The sequence below is a fragment of the Arthrobacter sp. GW460-12-1-14-TSB2 genome (genome assembly GCF_059423525.1).
Map to the genome: position 1 here is coordinate 87,275 of NZ_JBWKYC010000003.1, position 24,898 is coordinate 112,172.

The 24,898-nt window shown below is 66.8% G+C and carries 23 protein-coding genes; 6 read left to right on the forward strand and 17 right to left on the reverse strand.

The annotated features are described in order from the left end of the window. Positions 1-106: 106 nt before the first annotated feature. Positions 107-2,158, reverse strand: a complete 2,052-nt coding sequence (locus AC07YR_RS06035; RefSeq protein ID WP_494733432.1) for an acyltransferase family protein — start codon at positions 2,156-2,158, stop codon at positions 107-109. Then, the gene (locus AC07YR_RS06040; protein WP_494733433.1) at positions 2,158-4,230 is read right to left on the reverse strand and encodes an acyltransferase family protein; all 2,073 of its coding nucleotides are present in this window, start codon (positions 4,228-4,230) and stop codon (positions 2,158-2,160) included. The genes AC07YR_RS06035 and AC07YR_RS06040 overlap by 1 nt, the downstream gene beginning before the upstream one ends. A gap of 216 nt (positions 4,231-4,446) precedes the next feature. Between AC07YR_RS06040 and AC07YR_RS06045 the strand changes: the two genes are divergently transcribed. Further along, positions 4,447-5,415, forward strand: coding sequence for a DUF389 domain-containing protein (locus AC07YR_RS06045; RefSeq protein WP_494733434.1), 969 nt, complete (start codon positions 4,447-4,449; stop codon positions 5,413-5,415). Between the two features lie 46 nt (positions 5,416-5,461). On the opposite strand, the gene AC07YR_RS06050 is transcribed toward AC07YR_RS06045, so the two are convergent. The 6 genes from AC07YR_RS06050 to AC07YR_RS06075 all read right to left on the reverse strand — a co-directional run bounded on the left by AC07YR_RS06050 (position 5,462) and on the right by AC07YR_RS06075 (position 11,483). Next, on the reverse strand, positions 5,462-6,577 hold the full coding sequence (locus AC07YR_RS06050; RefSeq protein WP_494733435.1) for a flavin-containing monooxygenase: 1,116 nt from the start codon (positions 6,575-6,577) through the stop codon (positions 5,462-5,464). Continuing rightward, entirely contained in the window at positions 6,574-6,921 is a 348-nt protein-coding gene (locus AC07YR_RS06055; protein ID WP_494733436.1) for a hypothetical protein, read from the reverse strand. Before AC07YR_RS06055 ends, AC07YR_RS06050 begins: the two co-directional genes overlap by 4 nt. Before the next feature lie 92 nt (positions 6,922-7,013). Continuing rightward, entirely contained in the window at positions 7,014-8,654 is a 1,641-nt protein-coding gene (locus AC07YR_RS06060; RefSeq protein ID WP_494733437.1) for a LuxR C-terminal-related transcriptional regulator, read from the reverse strand. A gap of 232 nt (positions 8,655-8,886) precedes the next feature. Next, positions 8,887-10,497 carry a chaperonin GroEL gene (gene groL, locus AC07YR_RS06065; protein ID WP_028269509.1) on the reverse strand — a complete coding sequence of 537 codons (1,611 nt, stop codon included), beginning with the start codon at positions 10,495-10,497 and terminating at the stop codon, positions 8,887-8,889. An 84-nt stretch (positions 10,498-10,581) separates the two neighbouring features. Beyond that, a complete protein-coding gene (gene groES / locus AC07YR_RS06070; RefSeq protein WP_028275747.1) occupies positions 10,582-10,878 on the reverse strand; it encodes a co-chaperone GroES in 297 nt (98 codons plus the stop codon). 206 nt (positions 10,879-11,084) lie between these two features. Then, a complete protein-coding gene (locus tag AC07YR_RS06075; protein ID WP_436058185.1) occupies positions 11,085-11,483 on the reverse strand; it encodes a hypothetical protein in 399 nt (132 codons plus the stop codon). A gap of 67 nt (positions 11,484-11,550) precedes the next feature. On the opposite strand from AC07YR_RS06075, the gene AC07YR_RS06080 reads away from it, so the two are divergent. Continuing rightward, positions 11,551-12,780: a THUMP-like domain-containing protein gene (locus tag AC07YR_RS06080; protein WP_494733438.1), complete on the forward strand. Its 1,230-nt coding sequence runs from the start codon at positions 11,551-11,553 to the stop codon at positions 12,778-12,780. Positions 12,781-12,819: 39 nt separating this feature from the next. Here the strand turns inward: AC07YR_RS06080 and AC07YR_RS06085 are convergent, their stop codons facing one another. Together AC07YR_RS06085 and AC07YR_RS06090 are read right to left on the reverse strand one after the other, a co-directional pair. Beyond that, entirely contained in the window at positions 12,820-13,650 is an 831-nt protein-coding gene (locus AC07YR_RS06085; RefSeq protein ID WP_494733439.1) for a shikimate 5-dehydrogenase, read from the reverse strand. Positions 13,651-13,707: 57 nt separating this feature from the next. After that, positions 13,708-15,105, reverse strand: coding sequence for a glycoside hydrolase family 3 N-terminal domain-containing protein (locus tag AC07YR_RS06090; protein ID WP_494733440.1), 1,398 nt, complete (start codon positions 15,103-15,105; stop codon positions 13,708-13,710). Between AC07YR_RS06090 and AC07YR_RS06095 the strand changes: the two genes are divergently transcribed. Further along, a complete protein-coding gene (locus tag AC07YR_RS06095) occupies positions 15,092-15,421 on the forward strand; it encodes a hypothetical protein (protein WP_494733441.1) in 330 nt (109 codons plus the stop codon). The genes AC07YR_RS06090 and AC07YR_RS06095 overlap by 14 nt on opposite strands. Before the next feature lie 125 nt (positions 15,422-15,546). After that, positions 15,547-16,698, forward strand: coding sequence for a glutamate--cysteine ligase (locus AC07YR_RS06100; protein ID WP_494733442.1), 1,152 nt, complete (start codon positions 15,547-15,549; stop codon positions 16,696-16,698). A gap of 28 nt (positions 16,699-16,726) precedes the next feature. On the opposite strand, the gene tsaD is transcribed toward AC07YR_RS06100, so the two are convergent. The 5 genes from tsaD to alr are packed head-to-tail and all read right to left on the reverse strand — an operon-like array spanning position 16,727 to position 20,841. Then, complete coding sequence (gene tsaD, locus AC07YR_RS06105) at positions 16,727-17,818, reverse strand: tRNA (adenosine(37)-N6)-threonylcarbamoyltransferase complex transferase subunit TsaD (RefSeq protein ID WP_494733443.1); 1,092 nt, start codon at positions 17,816-17,818, stop codon at positions 16,727-16,729. After that, the gene (rimI, locus tag AC07YR_RS06110) at positions 17,815-18,318 is read right to left on the reverse strand and encodes a ribosomal protein S18-alanine N-acetyltransferase (RefSeq protein ID WP_055797303.1); all 504 of its coding nucleotides are present in this window, start codon (positions 18,316-18,318) and stop codon (positions 17,815-17,817) included. The genes tsaD and rimI overlap by 4 nt, the downstream gene beginning before the upstream one ends. Before the next feature lie 53 nt (positions 18,319-18,371). Then, a complete protein-coding gene (tsaB, locus tag AC07YR_RS06115; protein ID WP_436058193.1) occupies positions 18,372-19,043 on the reverse strand; it encodes a tRNA (adenosine(37)-N6)-threonylcarbamoyltransferase complex dimerization subunit type 1 TsaB in 672 nt (223 codons plus the stop codon). After that, positions 19,043-19,606 carry a tRNA (adenosine(37)-N6)-threonylcarbamoyltransferase complex ATPase subunit type 1 TsaE gene (gene tsaE / locus AC07YR_RS06120; protein WP_436058194.1) on the reverse strand — a complete coding sequence of 188 codons (564 nt, stop codon included), beginning with the start codon at positions 19,604-19,606 and terminating at the stop codon, positions 19,043-19,045. The genes tsaB and tsaE overlap by 1 nt, the downstream gene beginning before the upstream one ends. Then, a complete protein-coding gene (gene alr, locus AC07YR_RS06125; protein ID WP_436058195.1) occupies positions 19,603-20,841 on the reverse strand; it encodes an alanine racemase in 1,239 nt (412 codons plus the stop codon). Before alr ends, tsaE begins: the two co-directional genes overlap by 4 nt. 94 nt (positions 20,842-20,935) lie before the next feature. On the opposite strand from alr, the gene AC07YR_RS06130 reads away from it, so the two are divergent. Further along, entirely contained in the window at positions 20,936-21,673 is a 738-nt protein-coding gene (locus tag AC07YR_RS06130) for a VOC family protein (protein ID WP_436058196.1), read from the forward strand. 33 nt (positions 21,674-21,706) lie between these two features. On the opposite strand, the gene AC07YR_RS06135 is transcribed toward AC07YR_RS06130, so the two are convergent. Continuing rightward, positions 21,707-22,798 carry a PfkB family carbohydrate kinase gene (locus tag AC07YR_RS06135; protein WP_436058197.1) on the reverse strand — a complete coding sequence of 364 codons (1,092 nt, stop codon included), beginning with the start codon at positions 22,796-22,798 and terminating at the stop codon, positions 21,707-21,709. Between the two features lie 94 nt (positions 22,799-22,892). Between AC07YR_RS06135 and AC07YR_RS06140 the strand changes: the two genes are divergently transcribed. Continuing rightward, entirely contained in the window at positions 22,893-24,275 is a 1,383-nt protein-coding gene (locus tag AC07YR_RS06140) for a family 4 glycosyl hydrolase (protein ID WP_436058198.1), read from the forward strand. 52 nt (positions 24,276-24,327) lie between these two features. Here AC07YR_RS06140 and AC07YR_RS06145 read toward each other — a convergent pair whose 3' ends face one another. Continuing rightward, positions 24,328-24,864 (reverse strand): GNAT family N-acetyltransferase, encoded by a 537-nt coding sequence (locus AC07YR_RS06145; RefSeq protein ID WP_494733444.1) that lies wholly within the window; start codon positions 24,862-24,864, stop codon positions 24,328-24,330. Positions 24,865-24,898: the final 34 nt, after the last annotated feature.

Here is a 24,898-nt window from a genome sequence, read left to right on the forward strand (position 1 = left end):
CGGAAGTATTGAATAAATTCTAGAACCTCGGCGGCGATCCCCATATTCCGCGGCGGTAATGTGAGGAACCGCACGCCCGGCTCAGCGCGGGCCCGGACCTCTGGCGTCAGGTCCAGCCGGTGGCGGCCAGCAACCGCTGCTCGAACATGGGAATCATGCTCTGCACGTATGTCTTGGTGAGGTGGTTGTCATCCTTGTAGACGTATACATTGCCCACCACCGCCGGACAGATTCCATCCGCGCAGATGAAGTCGCTCAGGTCCATCAGATGGAGCCCGGCCACCTTGCCGCGGTAGGCGTCCAGGGGCGACGAGTCCGCGAGCGATTCACTGAGGGGCGGATTGCACTCCTCCGCGGCGGCGCCCCTCTTCTGCACGCACTCCGGCATGTTGGACCCAAACCGCGGGTTGTCCCGGACCCCCACCACGTCCATTCCGGCGTCGGTGAAAGGTTTGATGCCCTCGAGGTAGCCGGGAACTTCAGTTTCGAACGGCGCCTCTACGTGCGTCAGTGACGCAACGGTGAACACCGCGTCCGGCTTGTGCTCGAGCACATATTCCGCGCTGGCCTTGTTGAACGCATTGCACTCGGCGTCGCGCTCTGGGGATTCAGCACCGAATCGGCAGTTGCCCTTGAGCAGCGTGACCACTTCCCAGCCGTGTTCCTTGGCGATCGGGCCCAGCGCCGCCATGTATTGCTGCGCGTGCGAATCGCCAAGCACCACGATCCGCTTGGTGACAACCTCGGGCTTGCTGTTCTGCAGGCAGCCGGAGAGCAGCGGATCGCTAGGCACATTCCCGTCCGTGCAGAGGCCGTCAATATCCGCCCACTCGTTCTTCATGGCTGCCGGCGCCGGGATGATCTTCGCTTCGGGCGTCGGTTTGCCCATATTTTCGGGGGCCAGGGCGGCCGCACCGGGAGTCAGTTCCCTCGGCTGCGCGGCGGCCGCGGCTTCCTCTGCTGTCAGCTTGGTCTGCCAGAGGGAGACCGGCCCGGCGAGCAGCGCTCCGCACGCCACGATCACAACAGCGTTCCGCCAGATCCGCCGCTGGGGCCAGTGCCATTCGCGCAGGGGCTTTTCCACAAACCGCGTGGTGAGGACGGCCATCACCACGGAAGCCGCCACAATGGCCAGGCCTTGGACGAGGTTGGGCGAGACAACCCCGGTGCCGGCGAGGGCGAGGACCAGCAGCGGCCAGTGCCAGAGGTACAGCGCGTAGGAGTTGTCGCCCAGCTTCACGAGGGGTTTCCAGGTCAGGAGTCGGTCCGCACCGAAGCGGCTGCCGCTCTGGCCGGCCACGATGATTGCCGCGGCCGCCAGCGTGGGCCACAGCGCCACAAACCCCGGGAAGGACCGGTCCACGGTCAGCAGGAGGCCGCAGGACACCATGGCCGCCACGCCGGCCCACCCCAGGACGACGCGAAGCAGCTTTCCCGGCTTCAGGTAAGGCAGGGCCAGGGCGAGGAGGGAGCCCAGCGCGAACTCCCACAGCCGGGTCCGGGTGTCGAAGTAGGCATAGGCCTGGTTCGTGGCGGTCTGGTCAATGGAATAGGCCAGCGACGCAGCGAAGATTACGCCGAAGGCAAGGGCCAGCAGCAGGCGGTAGCTGACCGCCGGCCGGCGCAGGACGCGGTGCAGTGCGGCTGCTCCGGCAAACACCAGGGGCCACAGGATAAAGACCTGCCCCTGAATGGCGAGTGACCAGAAATGCTGGAGCGGGCTCGCGCCCGAGTGGTCCTGGGCGTAGTAGTCAACCGCCGAGTCCGCGAGCAGCCAGTTCTGCCGGTAGAGCAGGGAGGCCCACGCCTGCTCCAGGACGTCCGGCCAGCGGCTTTGGGGAAGGATGGCCCAAGTGCCCGCCAGGACACCGAGGATAACGACGACGGCGGCCGGCAGCAGCCGTTTGAACAGGTGCAGCCAGTGGCTGACCAGTTTGAGGGGGCTGCCGCTTTCCACTTTACGCACGAACGAGAGGGTGAGCAGGAATGCGGAGATCAGCAGGAAGATGTCCACACCGCCGGACACCCGGCCCAGCCAGACGTGGTACGTGACCACCATCAGGACGGCGAGTGCCCGGAGCCCCTGGACTTCTGGGCGGTACCCCTTCCCGGCTGCCTTGTTCGTCCTGTTCCTTTTGCTCGTGGTTTCCGTCCCCATTAGTCCTTCCAGCCCGTTGCCGCCATCAGCCTTTCTCCAAAAGTGGATGACATGCTGGCGACGTACGTACGGGTGAGGTGATTGTTGTCCAAATAGACGAATGTATTTCCGACAACGCCTGGGCAGTAGGTTCCGTCACAGATCAGATCCGTCATGTCAACAAAGGCTAGGCCGCGAATCCTCCCTTCCAAAGAAGCAAAGGGGCTCTCCGCTGCCAGCAGGTCGGCCTGCCCGAGCCTGCAATCTGGACTGTCCTTACCCTTGCTCACAATGCAGTCGGCGATATTGAAGTCGAAACGGGGATTGTCGCGGATAGCAACAACATCGATTCCCCGGTCCGTCCATGATCTGGCGCTTTCTTCAAGTCCAGGGGTGAGGATTTCGGCCGGGGACGACGGCGCCGCTGCGGTGCCGACGACCATGATGGCGTCTGGCGGGTTCTTGGCAATCTGTTCCCGAACCGCGTCGTTGTACCTCCCGCACTCGGGGTTCGTCTGTTCCAGTTCCGGTGTTGACGGCTGAACCTGGCACCCGCCCTTGAGCATCGCATAGACGGTCCAACCCTTTTGTTGGCCGATCTCTCCTATAGCTGCAAGCCATTGCTGGGCGTGGGAATCACCTAGGACCAACACCGACTTTGCCGAATTTCCGGGTTCCCCACTCTGGCTGCATGTGTCCCTGACCGTATCGTCCTCCGGTTCCAGGTCACCGGTGCAGGGGCCGGACAGCGTGGCCCAGTCCAAAGGCAACTGCTCCGGTGTTGGGAGTATCTCCGCATCCCTGTCACTCTGGTCAACAAACCCGGGGACCAAGGCCTGCGCGCCGGGATTGTTTCTCTGCGCAGCGGCCTGTGCCGCCTGGGCAGCAAAGCGCTGCTGCATTTGGATTGCCGTCAACGGAAGCGCGACAGTGACGAGACAAGCGCAGACGGCGAGAAGTGCACGACGCCTGTTGACTTCCGGCCACTGCCATTCACGCCAGGGCTTCTCGATGAATTTGGTGGTCAGGAACGCCAGTCCCATCGACAGGACAATAATGATGCTTCCTGAGACAGGACCGGCATGGTCGCGGCCTGTTGCCGCCAGCGCAATGACCAGGATTGGCCAGTGCCACAGGTATAGGGCGTAAGAGTTGTCACCTAGGCGGACTAAAAGGCCGGCACTCAAAATTCGGTCAACACCAAACCGGCTTGCCGTTTGTCCCGCTACGATGACGCACGCCGCAGCGAGCGTGGGCCAGAGGGCTGCCACGCCGGGAAATGCAGCTTGGACATTCAGCAAAATTCCACAAGTCAGCATGGCCACGATGCCCACCCAACCGAGGACTATGCGCACGGCCCTGGGAATGCGTAGACCGGGGAGAATCAAAGCGACCAGTGTGCCAAGGGCAAATTCCCACAACCGCGCGCCAGTGTCGAAATAGGCTTGTGCCTGGTTTGTCAAGGTGAAGAAAATCGAGTACGCCAGCGACACCAGGAAGATGCACGCAAAAATGTAGCAGAGCAATATGCGGTACCTCAGACGGTAGCGCTTGGCCACAACTGCTGCGCCGGCAAAGATCAGTGGCCAGAGAATGAAGATTTGGCCTTGGATGGATAGGGACCAGAAGTGCTGGAATGGGCTGGCCAGGCTATGGTCCATCGCGTAGTAGTCCACTGCACGAGACTGGAGCAAAGCATTTTCATAGTAGAACAGGGACGCCCAGGCTTGGTCCACAATGTCCAGCCAGCGCGTGCGCGGCAGTACCAGGTAGCTCACTGCCAAAGTTGCCGCGATGACAGTGACCGCCGCCGGCAAGAGGCGCCGGAACAGGTGCAGCCAGTGCTTGATAAGTGCCATTGGCCTGCCCTGCTCATATTTGCCCACAAACTGCAGGGTCATCAGGAAAGCAGAGATCAGCAGGAACACGTCAACCCCGCCGGAGACCCGGCCAAACCAGACGTGATAGCTAACCACCATCAGCACAGCCAGCGACCGCAGGCCTTGGATTTCGGGCCTGAACTTTGACTTTCGGCTCGGTCCAGCTCCGGCGCCACTGCGGCGCGGCGAGGCTAGGGCTCTCGCTACAGACATAGAAAAACCCCTCAAGCGGACAACCAAAGCATCCATGTTACCGATTCGTAACTTTCATCGCCAATCGGCGGCGCGGGAGAAGAGAACCCCCCACCTTTCATTAAGGCACTCCAAACTGGGAGTTTCCAGAGGAATGCGCCTTCGGGGGCGGGCCGGGAAACTAGGCTGGTGACGAAGCGGGATGGTGGAACCCGGAAATGCTGAGGAGTGGCCATAGTGATCGTTCAGGTGCGTATCTGCACTCCCCCTGAGCTCTCCGACCTGGTGGTGGAAAGCTGCACCCAGCAGACTGGCGCGGCCGAAGTAGCCGTGCACAAGGGCGCGTCCATCCATCCGCCGGGCGACGTCGTAGTGGTCCATATGGCCAGGGAAGCAGTAGAAGAGCTGCTGGAAAAGCTGCATGTCCTGAAGATCCAGGAACTTGGCTCTATTGCCATTTCCATGCCGGAGCTCATGCTATCCCGGCTCGCCGACCGGGCTGAAGCCGCTGCGCCGGGAGACGGGGCGGACGCCATGATCTGGGACGAGGTGACGCGCCAGACGGGCGAGGATTCGCGGCTCACATGGAGCTATTTGGCGTTCCTGGTCCTTGCGACGCAGCTGGCCGCGATCGGGATTGTCACGAATTCCACCATCGCCATCGTCGGGGCCATGGCCGTTGGACCCGAATTCGGACCGCTTGCAGCCCTTGCCGTCGCCATAGCCCAGCGCAAATGGAAACTGGGACGCAGTGCCGCGCTGGCGTTGGGGGTCGGCTTTCCCGTGGCAATGCTCCTGGCGGCGCTGACGGCCTGGCTGTCCGTGCCTCTGGGGCTCTTCCCCGCCGACACCCTCGACACCGGATCCGCCGTCGAGTTCATCTACCACCCCGGGCCTTATTCGCTGATCGTTGCCGTGCTGGCCGGTGCCGCCGGGATGCTCTCCGTCATCAGCCGGCGGTCCGCCGCCCTGATCGGTGTCTTCATTTCCGTGACCACCGTTCCCGCCGCAGGGTTCGTGGCCGTGGCGCTCGTCCTCGGCGAGTACCAAAAAGCGGCGGGGTCCGCCCTGCAGCTGCTGCTCAACCTTGTGGGCATTGTGGTATCGGCGCTTGCCGTGCTCATTTTCTACCGCCTCATCACCAAACGCCTGCCGGACGGAATGGCCCGGAGGCTGAGGCGCCAGGCGCTGCGCGCCCGGAGCTAGCCCCGAGCCCCCGAGCCAAGGCCAGCGACGGCGCGAAGGCAGGCCCCTAGGCCAACGACGGCGAGGTCAACGAGGTTGCAGCCGGGATCTTTCCCGCCAGATACCGGGCGTCCCGGCATGCACCGATGAGAGTAGCCGATGTCGCGGCATACATGAATTCCTCGCCGAGGAAGAACAGTCCCGGCAGGTCCGTGGCCACGCCGCGGTGCTGCCGGGGCCGGCCGCCGTCGTCGAACACCTGCGGTTCAATCCAGTCGAAGGACTCGCGGTAGCCGGTGCACCAGATCACGTTGGACACCCCATCGAGGGGGCTGCCCGCCACAACAGGCCGCCCATCCTGCACTCCAGTCACCCGGGGCACAATGTCGACGCCCGCGGCAGCAAGGTCCTTGCGTTTCGTCCTGATCAGGGGGTCGGCATGCGCCAGTTTGTGCTGTGCAGCCTTACGACCCAGCGGATTGTCGACGGTGAGCACGTGGACCCCCAGGAACCGCACCACTGGCAGGGCGAAGCGCGCGGCGTTCCTGCCGTGGCGCACGGGCAGCTCTCCGCTCGGCTTTCCTGCGACCACCGTGGGGTGCGTCCTGCTCACTTCCAGGGCAATTTCGGCTCCCGAGTTGCCTAGCCCCACGACGAGGACGCGCCCTTGCCGGAGCTGGCCAGGATTCCGGTATTCGCTGGAGTGCAGCTGGACGATGGACGGATCCAGCCCGGACGCAAAGTCCGGCAGCCTGGGCGCCTGCGTGCAGCCGGTCGCCACAACGACGTTGCCGGCTTCCCAGCGGCGGCCGCCGGAGACCGCGACGAACCGCCCCTGTTCCCGCCATAGCCTCTCGACCCGGATCCCGGTACGCACCGGAAGGTCAAAGGTGGCGGCGTAGCCTTCAAGGTAGTCAGCGAGGTCGTCTTTGCCGGGAAAGGACAACCTGTCTCCCGGAAACGGCATGCCGGGAAGGCCGTCGTACTTGGCCGGCGTGAACAGCCGCAGGGTGTCCCAGCGCTGCCGCCAGGCGTCACCGATTCTCGGATTCGCATCCAGGATGAGGAATTTCCGGTCCTGGCGCGTGAGGTAGTGGCCGATGGCCAGGCCGGACTGGCCCCCTCCGATGACCAGGGTGTCGAGCACTTCGACTGCAGACCCGTCGTCGTTATTGTTGCTCATTGCAGTGCCTCCTGTTCAACCGCTATGGGTTCATTCAATGAACCGTCCCGGTCACTTCGCGGACGCCGTGGCTCCGGACCGCACCGTTCAGCCTGGTAGCGCAGCCACCACACCAGCATCAGCGCGGAGGCCAGCACGTAGAGCGCGTGAAGCAGCCAGATCGGGCCGGCCGGGAGGTGGAAGACGTACACGGAATGGACAGCGTTGGCCACATTGCTCAGGACCAGGCTGCTGAGGCTATAGGACGCCAAATCACGGGTCCGCACTGCCTTGAGAAGCATCGGCAGCAGGCCAAGGGCGAACAGCACGGTCGAGAGTGTGCCGGCCAGGACGGGAAGGTTCATAGTTCGACACTAGTTCCGCGACCTTGCGCTCCGCGTCGGCAGAAATATGTAAGTTTCAGCGAGCAGGCTGGGCAGTTATATGCAGCCCCGGCTTACGCTGTGAGCCCGTGGTCGTAGGCGTACTTTGTGGCGGCCACCCTGGACTGCAGCCCCAGCTTGAGCAATATGTTGCTGACATGCCGGGCCACGGTCTTTTCACTCAGGTAGAGCTCCCCGGCGATCGCCCGGTTGGCCATCCCGGAGGCCACGAGCCGGAGCACTTCGAGTTCACGCGGCGTGAGGGGTCCGGGCTGCGCGTCATGCGCCGGAGTGTCCTGGAGCGACGCTGCCCAGGCAGCGGCGGGGGCGGCGCCGAGGGCAAGGAATTCCGCGTGTGCCGCTTCGAAGTCCATCACCGCCGAATCGTCGTCGCCGGATGCGCGGCAGGCCTGGCCCACAAGGGTGCGGCAGCGCGCAGCTTCGAACGGAACGCCCAGTTCCCGCCAGAGCGTCCACCCCCGTCGCAGGACCGGCTGCGCCAGGGCGGGTTCTCCTTCGGCGAGCAGGACGGCCCCGCCGGCCTGGCAGGACGCAGCCTGCAGCATCGGCATCCCGCAGTCCTGCGCCACGGAGGCCAGTTCGTCGGCGGCCCGACTCGCAGCGGCTGTGTCCCCCGCGGCCAGTTCTATTTCCACGAGCGCCGGCAGCAAGTGGCGGCGCGTGGCCAGGTCGGCAGCGTCTGCTGCCCTGCGGATGAGGGTCTGCGCGGCGGGGACCTCTCCACGGGCCAGCTTGAGCAGCGCGAGTCCCGGCTGGGGCTCATAGCCGCTGCGCGCCGCCTGCCGGTAGCAATCCTCTGCCGCCGCGAACTCACCCCTCAGCCGTTCCACTTCGCCCTGCTGGTAGTAGCCGCCGTAGAGGGCCTGGTAATCCCCCGCCGCAGACAGCCGCTGCGCGTCCTTGGCGGCGCTGACGGCGTCATCCCAGGCCCCGTGCAGCCGGTACAGGTCGGCGCGGTGGCTCTGGCACTGGCCGCTGAACAGGACCATGTCCGGCCGTCCGCCGCACCACCGGTCCAGTGCGGCCGTCCACTCCAGGGCGCGGCGCAGATCGAAGGCCAGGTGGCAGGTGCCGATGACGGCGCAGTAGATGATCCCGGAGGGGACTGGCGAGAGCTCCCCGGCGGTTACCGCGACCATCACCTCATCAAGGAGCCCGACGCCGGTGCTGATGTCACCGAGCGCCACGCAGGCCTGGCCCGTTCCCAGCAACGAAAGCGAGATGAGGTCCCGGTCCTGGAACTTCTCCCCGATGGCCAGGGCGTCCGTGAACACCCGGCGGGCACCTTCGGGGTTGCTTCCGAACAGCATGCCCAGTGCCGTGGGCATCAGCAGCAGCCCCTCCACTGCGCAGGGTTCGTTCAGCTCAGCCACCAGCCGTCCGGCGCGGGCGAACCATCCCGTACTGCGGGCCGGCTGGCCCGCGTTCATCAGGTGTATGCCGATCCACCCGGCGCAACGGGCCGCGCCCGCCACGTCGCCGACGACGAGGTACTCCTCGTGCGCGCGGGTGAGGGTGTCGATTCCGGCGTCGGTTTTGCCGGTCAGGATTTCCACGGTGGCCAGGCGCTCGAGGTCCGGCGCGGGGAGCCCCCCGCTCTGGTCGGCATCGAGGAAGTGCTCGACGGCGTCGGTCCAGCGATGTTCCTCGAAGGCGGCTCGGCCCCTGTCCAGGCCGGCTTCGGACGTTGCCATGATGCCTCCCCGCACCCTTCCGAGCTCCATCTAAGCGCCACGGTACGCCGGGGGTGCCGGGTGCACAAGCTCCGGCAGCAAGCCCCGGACCGGGGTGAAAAGAGGTGTAAGACAGAATGCAAAGGGGTTCAAACGGGCGCGAAAAAGCCGGCCCGGCGTGAGCGGTTCCTGGGAACCGCCCGGCCGGACCGGCCTTTTTGCTGCGCTAGTAAAGCACAGCACTGCCTGCAAGCTAGTGCTTGTGGCCTGCGTGCTCGTCCTCGTCGGCCGGCTTTTCGACAACGAGGGTCTCGGTGGTGAGAACCAGCGCTGCGATGGAAGCCGCGTTGCGGAGGGCTGCGCGCGTCACCTTGACGGGGTCGATGACGCCGGCAGCGATGAGGTCTTCGTACTCGCCGGTCTTGGCGTTGAAGCCGTGGTGGATGGCGGATTCCGCGACCTTGGCAGCGACGACATAGCCGTCGAAGCCGGCGTTCTGGGCGATCCAGCGCACAGGCTGGACCAGGGCGCGGCGCACGATGCCCACAGCGGCTGCTGCGTCACCTTCGAGCGCGGTGACCGACGGATCCTCGTCCAGTGCCTTCAGGGCGTGGATGAGGGCGGAACCGCCACCGGCTACGATGCCTTCTTCGAGGGCAGCGCGGGTGGAGGACACGGCGTCCTCGATGCGGTGCTTCTTTTCCTTCAGCTCAACCTCGGTGGCTGCGCCAACCTTGATCACGCCGATGCCGCCGGCCAGCTTGGCCAGGCGCTCCTGGAGCTTTTCCTTGTCCCAGTCCGAGTCGGTGCGGGTCAGCTCGGCCCGCAGCTGGGCAACGCGTGCCGCAACGTCCTCGGCCGATCCGGCGCCGTCAACGATGGTGGTGTTGTCCTTGGTGACCGTGATGCGGCGGGCAGTGCCGAGCACCTCGAGGCCAACGGAGTCCAGGCTCAGGCCGAGTTCCGGGGAAACAACCTGTGCGCCGGTGAGCGTCGCGATGTCCTGCAGCATGGCCTTGCGGCGGTCGCCGAAGCCGGGAGCCTTGACGGCAACAACGTTCAGGGTGCCGCGGATGCGGTTGACGATCAGGGTGGAGAGGGCTTCGCCTTCAACGTCCTCGGCAATGATGAACAGCGGCTTGGAGCTCTGCAGCGCCTTTTCCAGCAGCGGCAGGAAGTCCTGCACCGAGGAGATCTTGCCCTGGTTGATCAGGATGAGGGCGTCTTCGAGTACTGCTTCCTGGCGTTCCGCGTCGGTGACGAAGTACGGGGACAGGTAGCCCTTGTCGAACTGCATGCCCTCGGTGAGGACCAGTTCGGTCTGCGTGGTGGAGGACTCCTCAATGGTGATCACACCATCCTTGCCGACCTTGCCGAAAGCCTCGGCCAGGAGCTCGCCGATCTCATCGCTCTGGGCGGAGATGGCTGCGACGTTCGCAACCTGGGTGCCTTCAACGGGACGGGCGTTCTCGAGCAGGCGTGCTGCGACGGCCTCAACCGAGACCTCGATGCCGCGCTTGATCTGGCCCGGAGCGGCGCCGGCTGCAACGTTGCGCAGGCCTTCCTTGACCAGTGCCTGCGCCAGGACGGTGGCGGTGGTGGTGCCGTCGCCGGCGACGTCGTTGGTCTTGGTGGCGACTTCCTTGGCCAGCTGAGCGCCAAGGTTTTCGAACGGGTCATCCAGTTCGACTTCGCGGGCGATGGTCACACCGTCGTTCGTAATGGTGGGAGCGCCCCACTTCTTGTCCAGCACGACGTTGCGGCCGCGCGGGCCAAGCGTCACCTTGACAGTGTTGGCGAGCTTATCGATGCCGGCTTCAAGCGACCGGCGGGCAGCGTCGTTAAACGCAAGCTGCTTTGCCATGGTTGTGTCCTTTCGAGACAGAAACCCCGCGCCGCTGACCAGTCAGAAATGAATCAGACGGATCGGCGGCGCGGGGTCAAAGAGTTACTTTACGACGATCGCCAGAACGTCGCGGGCGGACAGCACGAGGTACTCGGTGCCGCCGGTCTTGACTTCGGTTCCGCCGTACTTGGAGTAAATAACAACATCGCCGACGGCGACGTCGACCGGAACGCGGTTGCCGTTGTCGTCGAAGCGGCCGGGGCCTACTGCAACAACTTCGCCTTCCTGCGGCTTCTCCTGTGCGGAGTCCGGGATAACCAGGCCGGAAGCCGTGGTCTGCTCGGCTTCGAGCGGGCGGACAACAATACGATCCTCAAGAGGCTTAATAGAGACCGACACTCGGACCTCTCCTTTTCGTCAGCAAATTCATGGACTGGAAAACTGTTGCGCCTATGCATGCAAACCGTCGTCGCGGTGCCGGCAGCAGCGTGGCTGGCAGTTCTTCATGTATTAGCACCCTCCTAGGGAGAGTGCTAATGACGACTCTATGTAAGTCGTTAGCACTCGGTCAAGGCGAGTGCCAGAATTTCGTCCGCGGTGAACGCCTAGCGACCTGCCAGGTCCTCAAAGTCGACGTCGTCGCCGTCGTCCGTGTCGTCGTCGTTCGTAACGTTGCGGTTCCGGTACAGCACGACGGCGGCGGCGAGCGCCGTGGCGACCGAGGCGACCAGGAACACGAGGCCTCCTGCGCGGACAGCGGCGTACGACTCGCGGATTTGCCGCGCCTCGTCGGTGTCGTCCTGGATGTTCTTGCCGCCCACGGAGTACACGGTTGCGTTGAAGGAGTCCAGGAAGAAGATGATCACCAGGAGCGCCAGGCAGACGACGGCGATGGCGGCACCGGCGATCAGCGCGGGGCGGGCGTACCTGGCAAGGCCCGTGTGCTGGTGGTGGTCATTGCGTTGATCTTCTACGGGTGGCTGCGGCCCTGCGCTGTCTTCCATGCCTCCAACCCTATCCGTACAGGGGTGCCGGGCTGCCCGATGAGTCTTCTCGATTAGGCTTGATGACATGGCTGACGCACCGCAGGACCTGATCGCCCCGCTCCTGACCAGCGAAGGCTGGGAGCTGCTGGCGTCGCTGGGGCCGTACCGGGAGGACGATGCGTTCCGGCTCAATGAGTCGCTCCGGAAAGCCGGCCACTCCCCCGCGCTCGTCTCGGCAGTCCTCACCCAGTCCAGGCTGCGGACCAAGGCTGAGGCCAAATTCGGCGAATTCGCCCGGCAGATGATCTTCACCCAGGCGGGCCTTGAACAGGCCACGCGCCTCAATGTCGCCGCCCGGCATGCTGAACGGTTCGCCTCCGCGGGAATCGAGCACGTGGCGGATCTCGGCTGCGGGCTGGGCGCCGATGCCATGGCGCTGGCCTCCATGGACATCCGGGTCACGGCAGTGGAAATGGACGAAACCACTGCCGCCTGCGCCACCATGAACCTGATTCCCTTCCCCCACGCCAGTGTGGTTCACTCCGATGCCACCTCCGTCCCGCTCGACGGCGTGGGCGGCGTCTGGCTGGACCCGGCCCGCCGCACCACCTCCACCTCGGGCACGCGCCGGATCTGGGATCCGGAGGAATTCTCGCCGCCGCTGTCCTTCGTGGAATCCCTCGCCGAATCCGGGCGCGCGGTAGGCGTGAAGATGGGGCCCGGCATGCCGCACGAATCCGTCCCTGCCGGTTGCGAGGCACAGTGGGTCTCGGTAGGCGGCGACGTCACCGAAGTGACACTGTGGTTCAATGCGGTCAGCCGCCCCGGCATCCGGCGGGCCGCCCTGCTCCTGGGCCCGCAGGGCGCTGCCGAAATCACCAGCGCGGAAGGGTTCGACGGCGGACCGGTGGCCCCCGTGGGTCCGGTGGAGGGCTACCTGTACGAGCCCGACGGGGCCGTCATCCGGGCCGGGCTCGTGGCGGATGTCGCGGCGCGGCTGAACGGCCACCTCGTGGACGAACACATTGCCTACATCTGCGCACCGGAGCTCGTGGACACCCCGTTTGCCAGGGCCTACAAGGTCCTGGAGGTGATGCCGTTCAACGTCAAGGCCCTCAAGGCGTGGGTGAAGCAGCACAACATCGGCGTGCTGGACATCAAGAAACGGGGCACATCGGTCACGCCGGAGGAACTCCGCAAGCAGCTCCTCGCCGGAGGCAAGGGGTCAAAGGGCAAAAAGACAGCCACCCTGGTCCTCACCAGGATCGGCGAGGACCGGGTGGCCATTTCGGTGCAGCCGGTGCAGCCCAGGTAGCCTGCTGCCCGGTGACCGGGCATGCCTGGGCATGGCCTGCTACTGGGCGCGCATGAAGTCTTCGGCCGCGCGGACCTGCTCGTCCGTGGGCCGGACGCCGGTGTACAGCACAAACTGCTCCAGGGCCTGGATGGTGGCCACTTCGGCGCCGGTGATGACCGTCTTCCCGGCAGCCCGGGCAGCCTTGACGAGCGGCGTCTCGGCCGGCAGCGCGACGACGTCGAACACCACCTTCGCGGCATCCACCGCCTCCGGCGGGAAGGACAGCGAGTCGGCGTCGGGACCGCCGGCCATTCCAACGGGTGTCACGTTGATGATCATGTCCGCAGTGCTGCCAGCGTCCGCCGCGGGCAGTTCGGCGCTCCACTTGAAGCCGTAGAGGTCCGCGAGCGGCTTTCCTGACGCCTCGTTGCGGGCAACGATGGTGACGTCGCGGAAGCCTGCATCGCGGAGGGCGGCGGCCGTGGCTTTGGCCATGCCGCCGGAGCCCTTGAGCAGCACCGAGTAGTTCGTCGGGACGGCGTTGCGCTGCAGCAGCTGCTCGATCGCCGTGTAATCCGTGTTGTAGGCCGTGAGCTTGCCGCCGTCGTTCACGATGGTGTTGACCGAATCGATGGCCTTTGCCGAGGGGTCCATCACGTCCACCAGCGCAATGACGTCTTCCTTGTACGGCATGGACACCGCGCAGCCCCGGATGCCAAGTCCACGGACCCCGGCAATCGCCTGGGCAAGGTCCGTGGGCGCGAAGGCCTTGTAGATCCAGTTCAGGCCCAGCTGCTCATACAGATGGTTGTGGAAGCGGGTCCCGTTGTTGCTCGGGCGGGCCGAGAGCGAGATGCACAGGGTCATGTCTTTATTCAGAATTGGCACGGGTCCATTAAACGCCCCCGGAGCCCGGACAGCACTGTTACGCCACGGAGCGGTGCGTTAGCAGCCGCTTCCGGGCGCAAAAGGTCCGACGGCGGCGGGCAGCTTTCCGGGGGCAGGCGCCTTGCCCGCGAGGACGGCCACCAGGGCGTTGAAGGCTTCCTGGCTGCGGCCGTAGAGGGCAACTTTGGCGGGGGCCGCCGATCCGGCCAGCGGCCACGGCGCATCGAGCGCCACCACGACGTCGCCTTGGGCCGGGGGCCCTTCATAGCCGATCAGCGTCACGAGCGGTCCGGCGCCGAGCGAAATGCCGGCCGCGCGGGCGGCCTCGGCGAAACGCGCGCGGTCCTGTTCATTGCCGCCGGCCAGCCGGACGCTGCCGGGCACCATCGGCCCATGGCACGGCCCGGCCAGGACGGTGACTGCTGCTGCGGACACCCGCTGGGAAAGGGCGGAGCCGCTTCCGGGCGCGGCAGCCGGGGACGCAGGGGTGCGGGCGCGCCACATCATCATGGTCACCACCCGCTGGGCTGCCTCGTCGAGGCGGGACGCCGGCAGCGCGCCGGTCTCGACGGCGCCCACCACGGCTGCGTGGGCGGCTGCGACGTCTCCGGGCATCAGCAGCAGGTCCGCCCCGGCGGCCAGTGCCAGCGGTGCGGCGGACTCTCCGGGGAACTGCTTGTGCACCGCGCCCATGTTGAGCGCATCCGTCACGGCCACACCCTTGAAACCCATGCCGCGGAGGGCGGCGTAGCTCGCTTTGGACAAGGACGCGGGCACGCCCGGCTCCAGGGCGGGCACGGAGATGTGGCCGGTCATGATCATGGGCAGGCCTGCTTCGATGGCAGCCTGGAACGGTTTCCAGTCCTTCGCCCGGAGTTCCGCCACTGTTGCCTTCTGCACCGGCAGGTTCTCGTGCGAATCGACGGCCACGGAGCCGTGCCCGGGGAAGTGCTTGGCGGAGGGCAGGAGCCCGCCCGCCAGCATTCCCCGGGCAAAACCGACGCCGAGGCCTGCCGCAGCATCAGGGTTGCCGGACATGGCCCTGGCCCCGATGGTCGGGTCCAGCGGGCCGGCCGTGACATCCGTGGCCGGCGCGAAGTCCGCGGTGAAGCCGAGCCCGGCAAGCTCCGCGGCGAGCGCCCTGCCGGCGTCCGTAGCGAGCCCGACGTTTCCGGCGGCGCCGTAGCTCATGGGGGCCGGCCACTCGGTCAAGGGTGCGCGCAGCCGGGCGACCACGCCGCCTTCCTGGTCCACGCCGATCACGGCCGGCCAGGTGCGTCCGTCCGCCTTGGCCGCCTTCTGCAGGAGGCTTATCCCCGAGGCCATCGCGGCGGTGTCCACGGTTCCGTCGGCAGACCGCGGCACGTTGTCACCCATGACGATTGATCCACCCAGGTGCAGCTTTTCCATCGTGGCGGCGTGGGCAGCAAAGTCGGTTCCAGTGAAGAAGGGCATCAGCACCTGCCCGGCTTTCTGTTCGACGCTCATTTTTGCGACGGCGGCGCGGGCAGCGTCTTCGTCCTTCTGCTGCGGTCCCCAACCCAGCTGGCGTTCTCCGGGGGCGGGGGTTGAAGGCCTGGGCGCTGCCGGGCTCCCCGACGCGGGCGCGGAACGCAGGGCACTGCCGGACGCCGGTGCCGGTGCCGTTGACGATGGCGTTCCGGACTGCGGTCCGGAGGAGGGGGAAGGTGCGCCTGTACAGGCGGCGGTGGCAAGCATTGCCGCCGTCACCGCCAGCGTCGTCGCTGTTTTGTGGAAAGTCCTTGTGTGAAAACTGTCACTGCGTCCTTGAAACCAAGCCATCATCTCGATGCTACCCCTGCACTAGACTTGAACCACCCGTTGCCCGCCCTCTGGCTGCTTCTGCAACGGACGGCGGAACAGTGAAGGGACCACATGAAGATTGATTTCGCTTCATCCAGGCAATCAACTCTTGGTGTGGAATGGGAGCTCGCACTGGTCAATGCCCAGACCGGCGAACTGGCCTCCGTAGCCAATGAGGTGCTCCGCGGTGTGGCCGCCAACCATCCCGAGCTCAACGAGGACGACGAACACCCGCACATCAAACAGGAACTCCTGCTGAACACGGTGGAGCTCGTCACCGGTATCTGCGAGACGGTGGCGCAGGCCAAGGCGGACCTCAGCAGTTCGCTCGCCGCCGTGCGGGAAGTCACCGATCCCATGGGTGTCGAACTCTTCTGCGCCGGAAGCCATCCTTTCAGCCCTCCGCAGCTGCAGCCGGTCACGGACAAAGCACGGTATGCCAAGCTCATCGACCGCACCCAGTGGTGGGGGCGCCAGATGGTGATCTACGGCGTACACGTCCACGTGGGCCTGGACAGCCGCGACAAGGTCCTGCCGGTGCTGGACGGACTGCTGAACTACTTCCCCCATTTCCAGGCGCTCTCCGCCTCGAGTCCCTTCTGGGGCGGCGAGGACACCGGCTACGCATCCCACCGCGCGCTCATGTTCCAGCAGCTGCCTACCGCGGGCCTGCCGTTCCAGTTCTCCACCTGGGCAGACTACGAATCCTATGTCCAGGACATGTTCACCACCGGAGTGATCGACACCATCTCGGAGATCCGCTGGGACATCCGCCCGGTCCCCAACCTGGGCACCATCGAGATGCGCATCTGCGACGGCCTGGCCACGCTGGAGGAAGTCGGCGCAATCGCAGCCCTGACCCAGTGCCTGGTGGACGAATTCTCCACCATCATGGACAACGGCGGCACCATTCCCACCATGCCGCCCTGGCACCTCCAGGAAAACAAGTGGCGTGCGGCCCGGTACGGCCTCGATGCGATCATCATCCTCGACGCCCAGGGCAACGAGCAGCTGGTCACCGAGCACCTGCTCGAAACGCTGAACCGGCTCGCGCCCGTGGCCGCGAAACTCGGCTGCTCGGACGAGCTTGCCGACGTCGAAAAGATCATCAGCCGCGGTGCCGGGTACCAGCGGCAGCGCCGTGTCGCGGCGGAAAACGGCGGCAACCTCCAGGCCGTGGTGCTGGACCTCGTCAAACAGATGCGGAACGGCCCCACCGCCTGAATCCCCCTGAGTTTCCCCTTGAGGGGTTTTAGGCGGGAAGGGATACCGCCGTGACCGGCATGGACGAATCCGGGGCGAAACTGATGCCGCTGGGCTCGATGCCGGCCATGACCAGCTGGGCCCCGAGGGCGGCCACCATGGCCCCGTTATCCGTGCACAGATCCAGCGGCGGGACGGTCAGCCGGATCCCGGCCGCACTGCACCGCTGCTCGGTGAGCTGGCGCAGCCGTGAGTTCGCGGCAACTCCGCCGCCCAGCAGCAGCTCGGTGATGCCGTATTCCCGGCAGGCAAGCACCGCCTTGGACGTGATCACGTCCACCACAGCCTCCTGGAACGCGGCCGCGACGTCCGCGACCGGCACCTCCTCGCCGCGGGCTTCGAACTGCTCCACGCAGCGGGCGACGGCGGTCTTCAGTCCGCTGAACGACCAGTCGTAGCGGTGCGGGCCCGGTTCGTCCGCGGTGCCCATATATTTGGGCTGGGTCAGCCCGCGCGGGAACCGGATCGCCTTGGCGTTGCCGGTCCGGGCAAGTTTGTCGATGGCCGGTCCGCCCGGGTAGCCGAGGCCCAGAAGCCGGGCCACCTTGTCGTAGGCTTCCCCGGCGGCGTCGTCGATGGTGGAACCCAGCAGCTCGACGTCGTCAGTGATGCTCCGGATCCGGAGGATTTCGGTGTGGCCGCCGGACACCAGGAGGGCGCCCAAATTCTCAGGCAAGATGTTCTCAGGCAGGCTGTTCCCCGCCTGCAAGAGGCCGACGCCGACATGGGCCACCAGGTGGTTGATGGCATACAGCGGCTTGCCGGTGGCCACCGCGAGCGCCTTCGCGGCGCACACGCCCACCATCAGCGCCCCGGCCAGGCCCGGACCGGAGGTGACGGCGATAGCGTCGACGTCGTCGAGTCTTACTCCGGCCTCTGCGAGGGACGCCTGCAGCGTGGGCACGAAGGCGTCCAGGTGTGCGCGCGACGCGATCTCGGGGATAACCCCGCCGAAGCGGACGTGTTCCTCCATGGAGGAGGACACTGTGTTGCTGAGCAGGGCCGTTCCGCGCACGATTCCCACGCCTGTCTCATCGCAGGAGGATTCGATGCCCAGGACAAGGGGTTGCGTTTGGTTCATGGTGTGTCTGCCTCCGTGGCCGTCAAGTGGTCGGGGGTCGCATTAGTGGACTCCGGTCCTGCCAGAAGGCCGGAGTCCGGGAGTTGGAGGCGCATGATCAGGGCGTCCACCCCGTCCCGGTAATACCGCGGGCGGACGTGGATCTGTTCGAAGCCGAAGCGGCGGTAAAGCTGCTGGGCCCGGGGGTTGTCCGCCCTGACTTCCAGCAGCACGTCCGCCGCCCGGCGCCGCCGGCTTTCGGCGATGAGCTCGGTCAGCAGGGCCGAGCCGATCCCCCTGCCTTCACACTCCGGCACGACGGCGATGGTCTGCACGTCCGCGATCGGTTCGATGCACATCAGACCGGCGTAGCCCACGATTTCGCCGGCAGCCTCGGCCACCAGGTAGTGGCGGGTTTCGGCCTGTGCCAGTTCGTCATGGAACATCTGGAGCGGCCAGGCGTCCACCGGGAACAACCTGCATTCGAGGGTGTGCACCGCAGGGATATCCGCACCGCTCATGGCCCGCAATGTCACGCCGTTCGGGACGACTCCGGTGATTCCTGCCGTCCCGTTCACAGCGCACGCTTCCGGGGGCCCGGGACCTGGGCGTCGGACTCGCGGAGGTACAACGGGGTGGAGTCCGGCAGCTGCTCCCCCGCGGCCAGCCGGGCCAGTGCGAACTGGCCCAGGTAAAGGGCATCGGGCTGCTCCGAGCTGAAGTCCGGATCAGCACGGAGGACATCCTCGTAGATGCCTGCGCCGGCTCCATAGGCCGGCAGGTCGGGCAGCCCGGCCGCGAACCCCACGTGCGGGCCGTCAACCAGCAGGGGCAGCTGGCCGTCTGCGAGTGAATAGCGGGCCCAGTACACCTCTTTGCGCCGGGCATCCGTTGCCACCAGGAATTCCGGCACCGCGGACGTCGATTCAGCCACTTCCAGCGCCATGGCGTCCAGGCTCATCAGGCCGTACAGGGGTTTGCCCCACACGTAGGACAGGGTCCGTGCGGTGGCAATCCCGGACCGCAGCCCCGTGAACGGCCCCGGGCCAACACCGGCCACAATCGCGTCGATGTCCGCACCCGTCACCCCTGCGTCGGCGAGCATGTCGCCGATGCCCGGAGCCAGCACTTCGGCATGGCTGCGGGTGTCCTCGGTGGAGAAACTCGCCAGCACCCCTTCGGGCGCATCGTCCGAAACCAGGGCGGCACTGGCCACGGCTGACGTGTCGATGGCAAGGATCAGCATCAGTCATTCCCTTTCAAGGCGGCAGGCAGCAGGGGCTGCTCAGCCCAGCGCGGGCCGAAGCCGCGGATCACGATGGTGCGGGGTTCGTCGTCGTCGTCCGTATCGAAGTCCAGCACACCGTCCTCGGAGTCTGGTGAGCTCACCAGCGGCCGGTGCAGTTCGACGTCGAGCAGGCTGTCGCTAAGGTGCTCCACGCGTCCGCGGCCCCACTCCACCACCGTTACGGTGCTGTCCAGCGTGTTTTCGAGGTCGATGTCATCGATTTCGGCGGCGCTTTCGAGCCGGTACGCATCAACGTGCACCAGGTCTGGTCCGCCGGGACGCGGCCCGTCCGCAAGGTTGGGATGGATGCGGACCAGGACGAACGTGGGCGAAATGATGCCGGCCCGGACACCCAGGCCCTCGCCGAGCCCCTGGGTGAAGGTGGTCTTCCCCGCGCCGAGCTCGCCCGTCAGGACCACCAGGTCGCCGGCCTCGAGAACGGCACCAAGGGCGGCAGCCAGGGCATGGGTTTCCTCGGCGGTCTGCACCGAGAGGGACAGCTCCCACTGCGGATCGCTCATCGTGATTCACCCGGCCGGTCTGCCGGATTTTCGTTGACGTACCGCCTCGGGACGCGCGGGCTGATCCGCGTCACGATCTCGTAGTTGATGGTGCCGGCGGCGCGGGCCCAGTCGTCCGCCGTCGGGCCGCCGTCGGCGCCGTCGCCGAAGAGGACCGCCTCGGCACCCAGCAGGCTGGGTCCGCCGGATGCCACGCCGCGGGGTCCCAGGTCGATCACCATCTGGTCCATGGCGATCCTGCCCACCACCGGGTAGTTCCGGCCCTCCACCCGGACGGGGCCGCCGGTGGCAACGCGCGGCACGCCGTCGGCGTATCCAAGCGGGATCAGTCCCAGGGTGCTGGTGCCGGAGGTGCGGTAGTTGAGTCCGTAGGAAACACCCTGGCCTGCCGGGACGTCCTTGCAGTGCGACACCTTGGTGCGGACGGTCATGGCCGGGCGCAGCCCCAGTTCGGCCGGCGACTGGCCGTCAAACGGTGAGAGCCCGTAGATACCCAGGCCCACCCGGACCAGGTCGAAGTGTGTGTCGGGGCGGGAAAGCGTGGCCGGCGTGTTGGCCAGGTGGCGGACTTCGGGGTCCACTCCGGCGTCCTCGGCGATGGCCAGGACTTCGCGGAAGGCCTGCAGCTGCTGGTCCGTTTCCGGGCGGTCCGGTTCGTCCGCCACGGCAAGGTGGGAGAAGATACCCACCACACGGAGAAGGCCTTCGTCCTGGTATTCCATCGCTTCGCCCACCAGGCTGTCCCAGGCTTCCAGCGTTGCGCCGTTGCGGCCCAGGCCGGTGTCCACCTTCAGGTGGACCCGTGCCGGCCGTTCCTGCTCGCGGGCCGCCAGGACAATCTTCTCCAGCTCCCAGCCGGAGCAGCCGATGTCGATTCCGGCGGCGACGGCGGCACCGAAGTTGCTGTCCGGCGTATGCAGCCACGCGAGAAGCGGCGCCTCGATGCCGGCGGCGCGCAGGGCAAGCGCCTCAGAGATGTGCGCAACACCGAGCCACTGCGCCCCGGCGTCGAGCGCTGCCCGGGCCACCGGAACGGCACCGTGCCCGTAGGCATCAGCTTTCACCACGGCCATGACCTGCGCCGGTGAGGCAACGGCTGCCAGGTGGCGGACATTGTGCCGGATGGCGTCCAGGTCGATCACTGCTGAACGTTCGCTGGCGGGGCTTTCACTGGCGGAGCCTGGCGCTGAGTCCGGGACGGGCCGGAAGTCGCCGGTTGCTGCTGGGTAGGTCACCCTAGTGATTCTAGTGGCGCCGCGGCGGGTGGCTTAATTTGGCCAGGCGTGCCTCCACTATCGGCTCCATCACCCGGGTATAGGGTCGTGCGGTATGGCACTGCGACTTGTTCAAGTGAATTTCAAGGCCCGGGACGACTCAGCCCTCGGCCGGTTTTGGGCGGAGGCTCTCGGCTGGGGCGTTTCCAGCGAGGGGCCCGGTGTGACCAATGTTGAACCCGTGGGCTTCACCTGGCCGGACGCCGCCGCCGTCTGCGTCGATGTGGTCAGCGTCCCGGACCCCGAGACAGTGAAATACCGCGCGCACCTTGATCTCGCCACCACCTCTGCGGCCCATCACGAGGAGCTGGTCGCGCACTTGTTGGAGCTGGGTGCCACGGCCGCCGACGTGGGCCAGGGCGATGTGCCGTGGACGGTTCTGGCCGACCCGGAGGGCAATGTGTTCTGTGTGCTGGAGCCGCGACCGATCTACCGGGACACCGGGCCCATCGCCACAGTGGTGGTCAACTGCGCGGATCCGCGGGCCTTGGCCCGGTTCTGGAGCGAGGCTACGGACTGGACCCTGCATGAGCTGACCGACGATCATGCGCGGCTGCGTTCGGCCAAGGGTGTCGGGCCGTACCTGGAATTACTTCGCACGTCCGGCGTGGAGACCGTATGGAACCGTGTCCATCTCGACCTGATGCCGTATCCCGGTGACGATCACGCGGCAGAGGTGGCCCGGCTGCGGGCCCTGGGTGCCACTGACGCCGACGTCGGCCAGGGCGATGTGCCCTGGGTGTGCCTCGCCGACCCGGAGGGCAACGAGTTCTGCGTCCTCACCCCGGGCTGAGCCCCGGCTCGCCGCGCGTCCAGGAGACGCGCCCTACGCGTCGGAGAGGTGGGCGATCGTGGCAGTGGCCCGGCGCAATGCCTGCGGGGGAACGTCGCGCACGATTTCCTCCAGGAAGCTGAAGCGCCGCAGCCACTGGCTGCTCTGCCGTTCAGGCCTGGCGTTGGCCCGCTTCCACCAGTCGGCGATGTCGCCCCAGCCGGGCGCTGCCAGGGAACCGCCCACTTCCTGGACCGCCAGGGACGCGCACAGGTTGGCGAACCGGAGCCGGTCAGCGAGCGGCCAGCACGCCAGGCTGCCCACAATGAACGCCGCGCCGAAGCAGTCGCCGGCACCGGTGGGGTCATAGGCGGAGACCGGCAGGGACGGCACCCATTCCTCCTCGCCCGTCTCGGAGTCCACGGCCATGGCACCCTGCGGCCCCAGGGTCACGACGGCCACCGGAACCCGGTCAGCGAGCGCATACAGTGCCGCCCATGGTGTGTCCCGGCCGGTGAAGGCCATGGCCTCGCGCTGGTTGGGCATGAATGCATGGAAATACTTCAGGTTGTCCAGCCGGGCGGACGACCATTTGCCGGTGGCGTCCCAGCCGACGTCGCCGAAAAGTTTGACCCCCGCGCTGTTGGCGGCAATGGCCCACGGGGCCAGTTCCTCGTCCAGGTCAGCGACGGCGGCGAGCGCGGCGGGCGGTGTGCCGATCAGTTCTGATGAGGTGACCGGTGCAGGGTGGCCGTGGGTCACCATGGAGCGGTCGTGCTGAACGCTGAGCGAGACCGTCACGGGTGAGTGCCAGCCGGGGATGCGCTTGGAGAGGGACAGGTCCACGTGCTCCTGGGCGGCCAGGATCTTCCAGTTGTAGTCCCCATAGCCGTCGTCACCGAAGGCGGCCGCCAGTCCGGTGCGCAGGCCCAGGCGCGCGGCGGCGATGGCTTGGTTGGCCACACCGCCGGGGCAGCTGCCCATGCCCTCGCTCCAGATCTCGGTCCCCGGCTCAGGCGCGTGGGGCAGGCCGGTGAAGATGATGTCCTGGAAAACCGTCCCGGTCAGGAGCAGATCGAAGCTCCCGTCCGCGGGCGTGCGGACGGCGGAGAGCGGGTCGAACCGGCGCTCTGGTATCGCGTCCATGTTCGGCAGACTACGCCCTCGCGCCACCCCTGCAAAGTGCCCCGCCGCGGCGCACCGAGAGGCGTGCGCCCGGTGGCCGAATAGACTGCGTGGTATGCGGCTCATGATTGCCGGTGGCGGCGGGTTCCGTGTCCCGCTGGTGTACCGGGCGCTCACCTCCGGCCCCTTCGCAGGGCTGGTGCGCGAGCTTGTGCTCTTCGACGTCGATCCCCTGCGGCTGGCCGCCATCAAGGCGGTCCTGTCATCGATGGGTCCTTCCGGCGGGTCTCCTTCATCCGGCCACCCCGGCCCTGCGGTCAGCACCACCACCTCGCTGGCCGAAGGCCTTGACGGCACCGACATGGTATTCGCTGCCATCCGCCCGGGCGGAACGGCGGGCCGGATAGCCGACGAACGTGTGCCCCTCGGCCTCGGCCTCCTGGGCCAGGAAACCACGGGCGCCGGCGGAATCTCCTACGCGCTGCGATCCATCCCCGGGATGCTGGAACTGGCCCGCGAAATGAAGCGGCGCTGCCCGGAAGCCTGGCTGGTCAACTTCACCAACCCCGCCGGAATGGTCACCCAGGCGCTGGTCCCTGTGCTGGGCAGCAGGGTGATCGGCATCTGCGATTCGGCCGGCGCCCTGGTTCACCGGGCGGCCCGGGCGGCCGGTGCCCCGCTGCCTGAGGGAAAGCTCGACGGAGTGGGCTACTACGGGCTCAACCATCTGGGCTGGCTTTACCGGCTGGAGTCCGGCGGTCAGGATCTGCTGCCCGGACTGCTGGCGGACGCGCAGGCGCTGTCCGGATTCGAGGAGGGCAGGCTCTTTCCACAGCCGTTCCTCCAGTCCCTGGGCTGCCTGCCCAACGAGTACCTGTACTACTACTACGACACGCAGCGGGCCGTCGGTGCCATCCGCACCATGCGGCAGACCCGCGGCGAATCGATCCACGAACAGCAGTCCGGGCTGTACCCCGCGCTGGCCGCCGCCGGGTCCCGGGCCTACGAACTGTGGGACGCGGCCCGGCGCTCGCGCGAGGAAGGCTACCTGGCCGAGGCGCGCGAGGGCGGAGAACAGCGTGACGAGGACGACCTCGCCGGCGGCGGATACGAGCGCGTTGCCCTCGGTGTGATGCGTGCCCTGTCCGGCGGGAAGGGCGGCGGGGCCGCCGAGCTCATCCTGAACACCCCGAACGCCGGTGCGCTTCCCGGGCTGCCGGCGGACGCCGTCGTCGAGGTTCCCTGCGTGGTGACGTCCGACGGCGCGGTGCCGGTGCCGCAGGACCGTCCGGCGGACGCCCAACTGGCTCTCATGCAGCGGGTCAAGGAGGTGGAGCGGCTGACGGTGTCCGCGGCGGTGCGCGGCCGCCGTGACGACGCCGTCCGGGCGTTCGCGCTCCACCCGCTCATCGATTCCGGGGAGCTCGCCGTCGAACTGTTGGACGGGTACGAGGCGGCCTTCCCCGCGCTCCGGCGCCTGTGGCGCGACGGATCCTGACACCGGGAAGCCCTGAAACCGGCTGGTCCTGAAGCCCTGTTGCCGGCGGGTCCTACAGCTTGCGGTACATCACCTTGAGGCCCACGTAGCCCAGCGTCGGGTGGTTGAAAGCCTCCGGGATGGTGGCCAGGACTTCGAACCCCATGCCCTGCCAGGCCGACACCGCGCGGACGTTGCTCTCCACCACGGCGTTGAACTGCATGGCGCGGAAACCGGCCGCGCGGGCCGCGTCCAGGGAGTAAGCGCAGAGCGCCTTGGCCAGCCCCTTGCCGGCGTGGTCCGGGTGGACCATGTAGCCGGCGTTGGCCACGTGGCTGCCTCCCCCGCCCTGGTTGGCGTGCAGCTCACCGGTGCCCAGCACTGCACCGTCCCGGACAGCCACGAACGCCTGGCCCGGAGCGTCCTTGAACCAGCGGGCCCGGGCTTCGTCCTCCGTGGTGCCGCGGTCCCAGGTGAAGGTGTCGCCGGCCCGGATGACGGGTTCCAGGATCGTCCACATGCCGGGCCAGTCGGCCGCGGTGGCCGGGCGGATATCGATACCGGCTGCGGTGCCGGCTGAGTCTGCGGTTGCGTCTGCGGTTGGGCTCACAGCCGCCACGTTAGCAGGAGGGCCACGGCTGGTG

Coding starts and splice junctions, on each gene's coding strand:
- AC07YR_RS06035 (WP_494733432.1), bottom strand. CDS start 2,158: ATGGGGACGGAAACCACGAGCAAAAGGAACAGGACGAACAAGGCAGCC.
- AC07YR_RS06040 (WP_494733433.1), bottom strand. CDS start 4,230: ATGTCTGTAGCGAGAGCCCTAGCCTCGCCGCGCCGCAGTGGCGCCGGA.
- AC07YR_RS06050 (WP_494733435.1), bottom strand. CDS start 6,577: ATGAGCAACAATAACGACGACGGGTCTGCAGTCGAAGTGCTCGACACC.
- AC07YR_RS06055 (WP_494733436.1), bottom strand. CDS start 6,921: ATGAACCTTCCCGTCCTGGCCGGCACACTCTCGACCGTGCTGTTCGCC.
- AC07YR_RS06060 (WP_494733437.1), bottom strand. CDS start 8,654: ATGGCAACGTCCGAAGCCGGCCTGGACAGGGGCCGAGCCGCCTTCGAG.
- groL (WP_028269509.1), bottom strand. CDS start 10,497: ATGGCAAAGCAGCTTGCGTTTAACGACGCTGCCCGCCGGTCGCTTGAA.
- AC07YR_RS06075 (WP_436058185.1), bottom strand. CDS start 11,483: ATGGAAGACAGCGCAGGGCCGCAGCCACCCGTAGAAGATCAACGCAAT.
- AC07YR_RS06080 (WP_494733438.1), top strand. CDS start 11,551: ATGGCTGACGCACCGCAGGACCTGATCGCCCCGCTCCTGACCAGCGAA.
- AC07YR_RS06090 (WP_494733440.1), bottom strand. CDS start 15,105: ATGCCCTTCTTCACTGGAACCGACTTTGCTGCCCACGCCGCCACGATG.
- AC07YR_RS06100 (WP_494733442.1), top strand. CDS start 15,547: ATGAAGATTGATTTCGCTTCATCCAGGCAATCAACTCTTGGTGTGGAA.
- tsaD (WP_494733443.1), bottom strand. CDS start 17,818: ATGAACCAAACGCAACCCCTTGTCCTGGGCATCGAATCCTCCTGCGAT.
- rimI (WP_055797303.1), bottom strand. CDS start 18,318: ATGAGCGGTGCGGATATCCCTGCGGTGCACACCCTCGAATGCAGGTTG.
- tsaB (WP_436058193.1), bottom strand. CDS start 19,043: ATGCTGATCCTTGCCATCGACACGTCAGCCGTGGCCAGTGCCGCCCTG.
- tsaE (WP_436058194.1), bottom strand. CDS start 19,606: ATGAGCGATCCGCAGTGGGAGCTGTCCCTCTCGGTGCAGACCGCCGAG.
- AC07YR_RS06130 (WP_436058196.1), top strand. CDS start 20,936: ATGGCACTGCGACTTGTTCAAGTGAATTTCAAGGCCCGGGACGACTCA.
- AC07YR_RS06135 (WP_436058197.1), bottom strand. CDS start 22,798: ATGGACGCGATACCAGAGCGCCGGTTCGACCCGCTCTCCGCCGTCCGC.
- AC07YR_RS06140 (WP_436058198.1), top strand. CDS start 22,893: ATGCGGCTCATGATTGCCGGTGGCGGCGGGTTCCGTGTCCCGCTGGTG.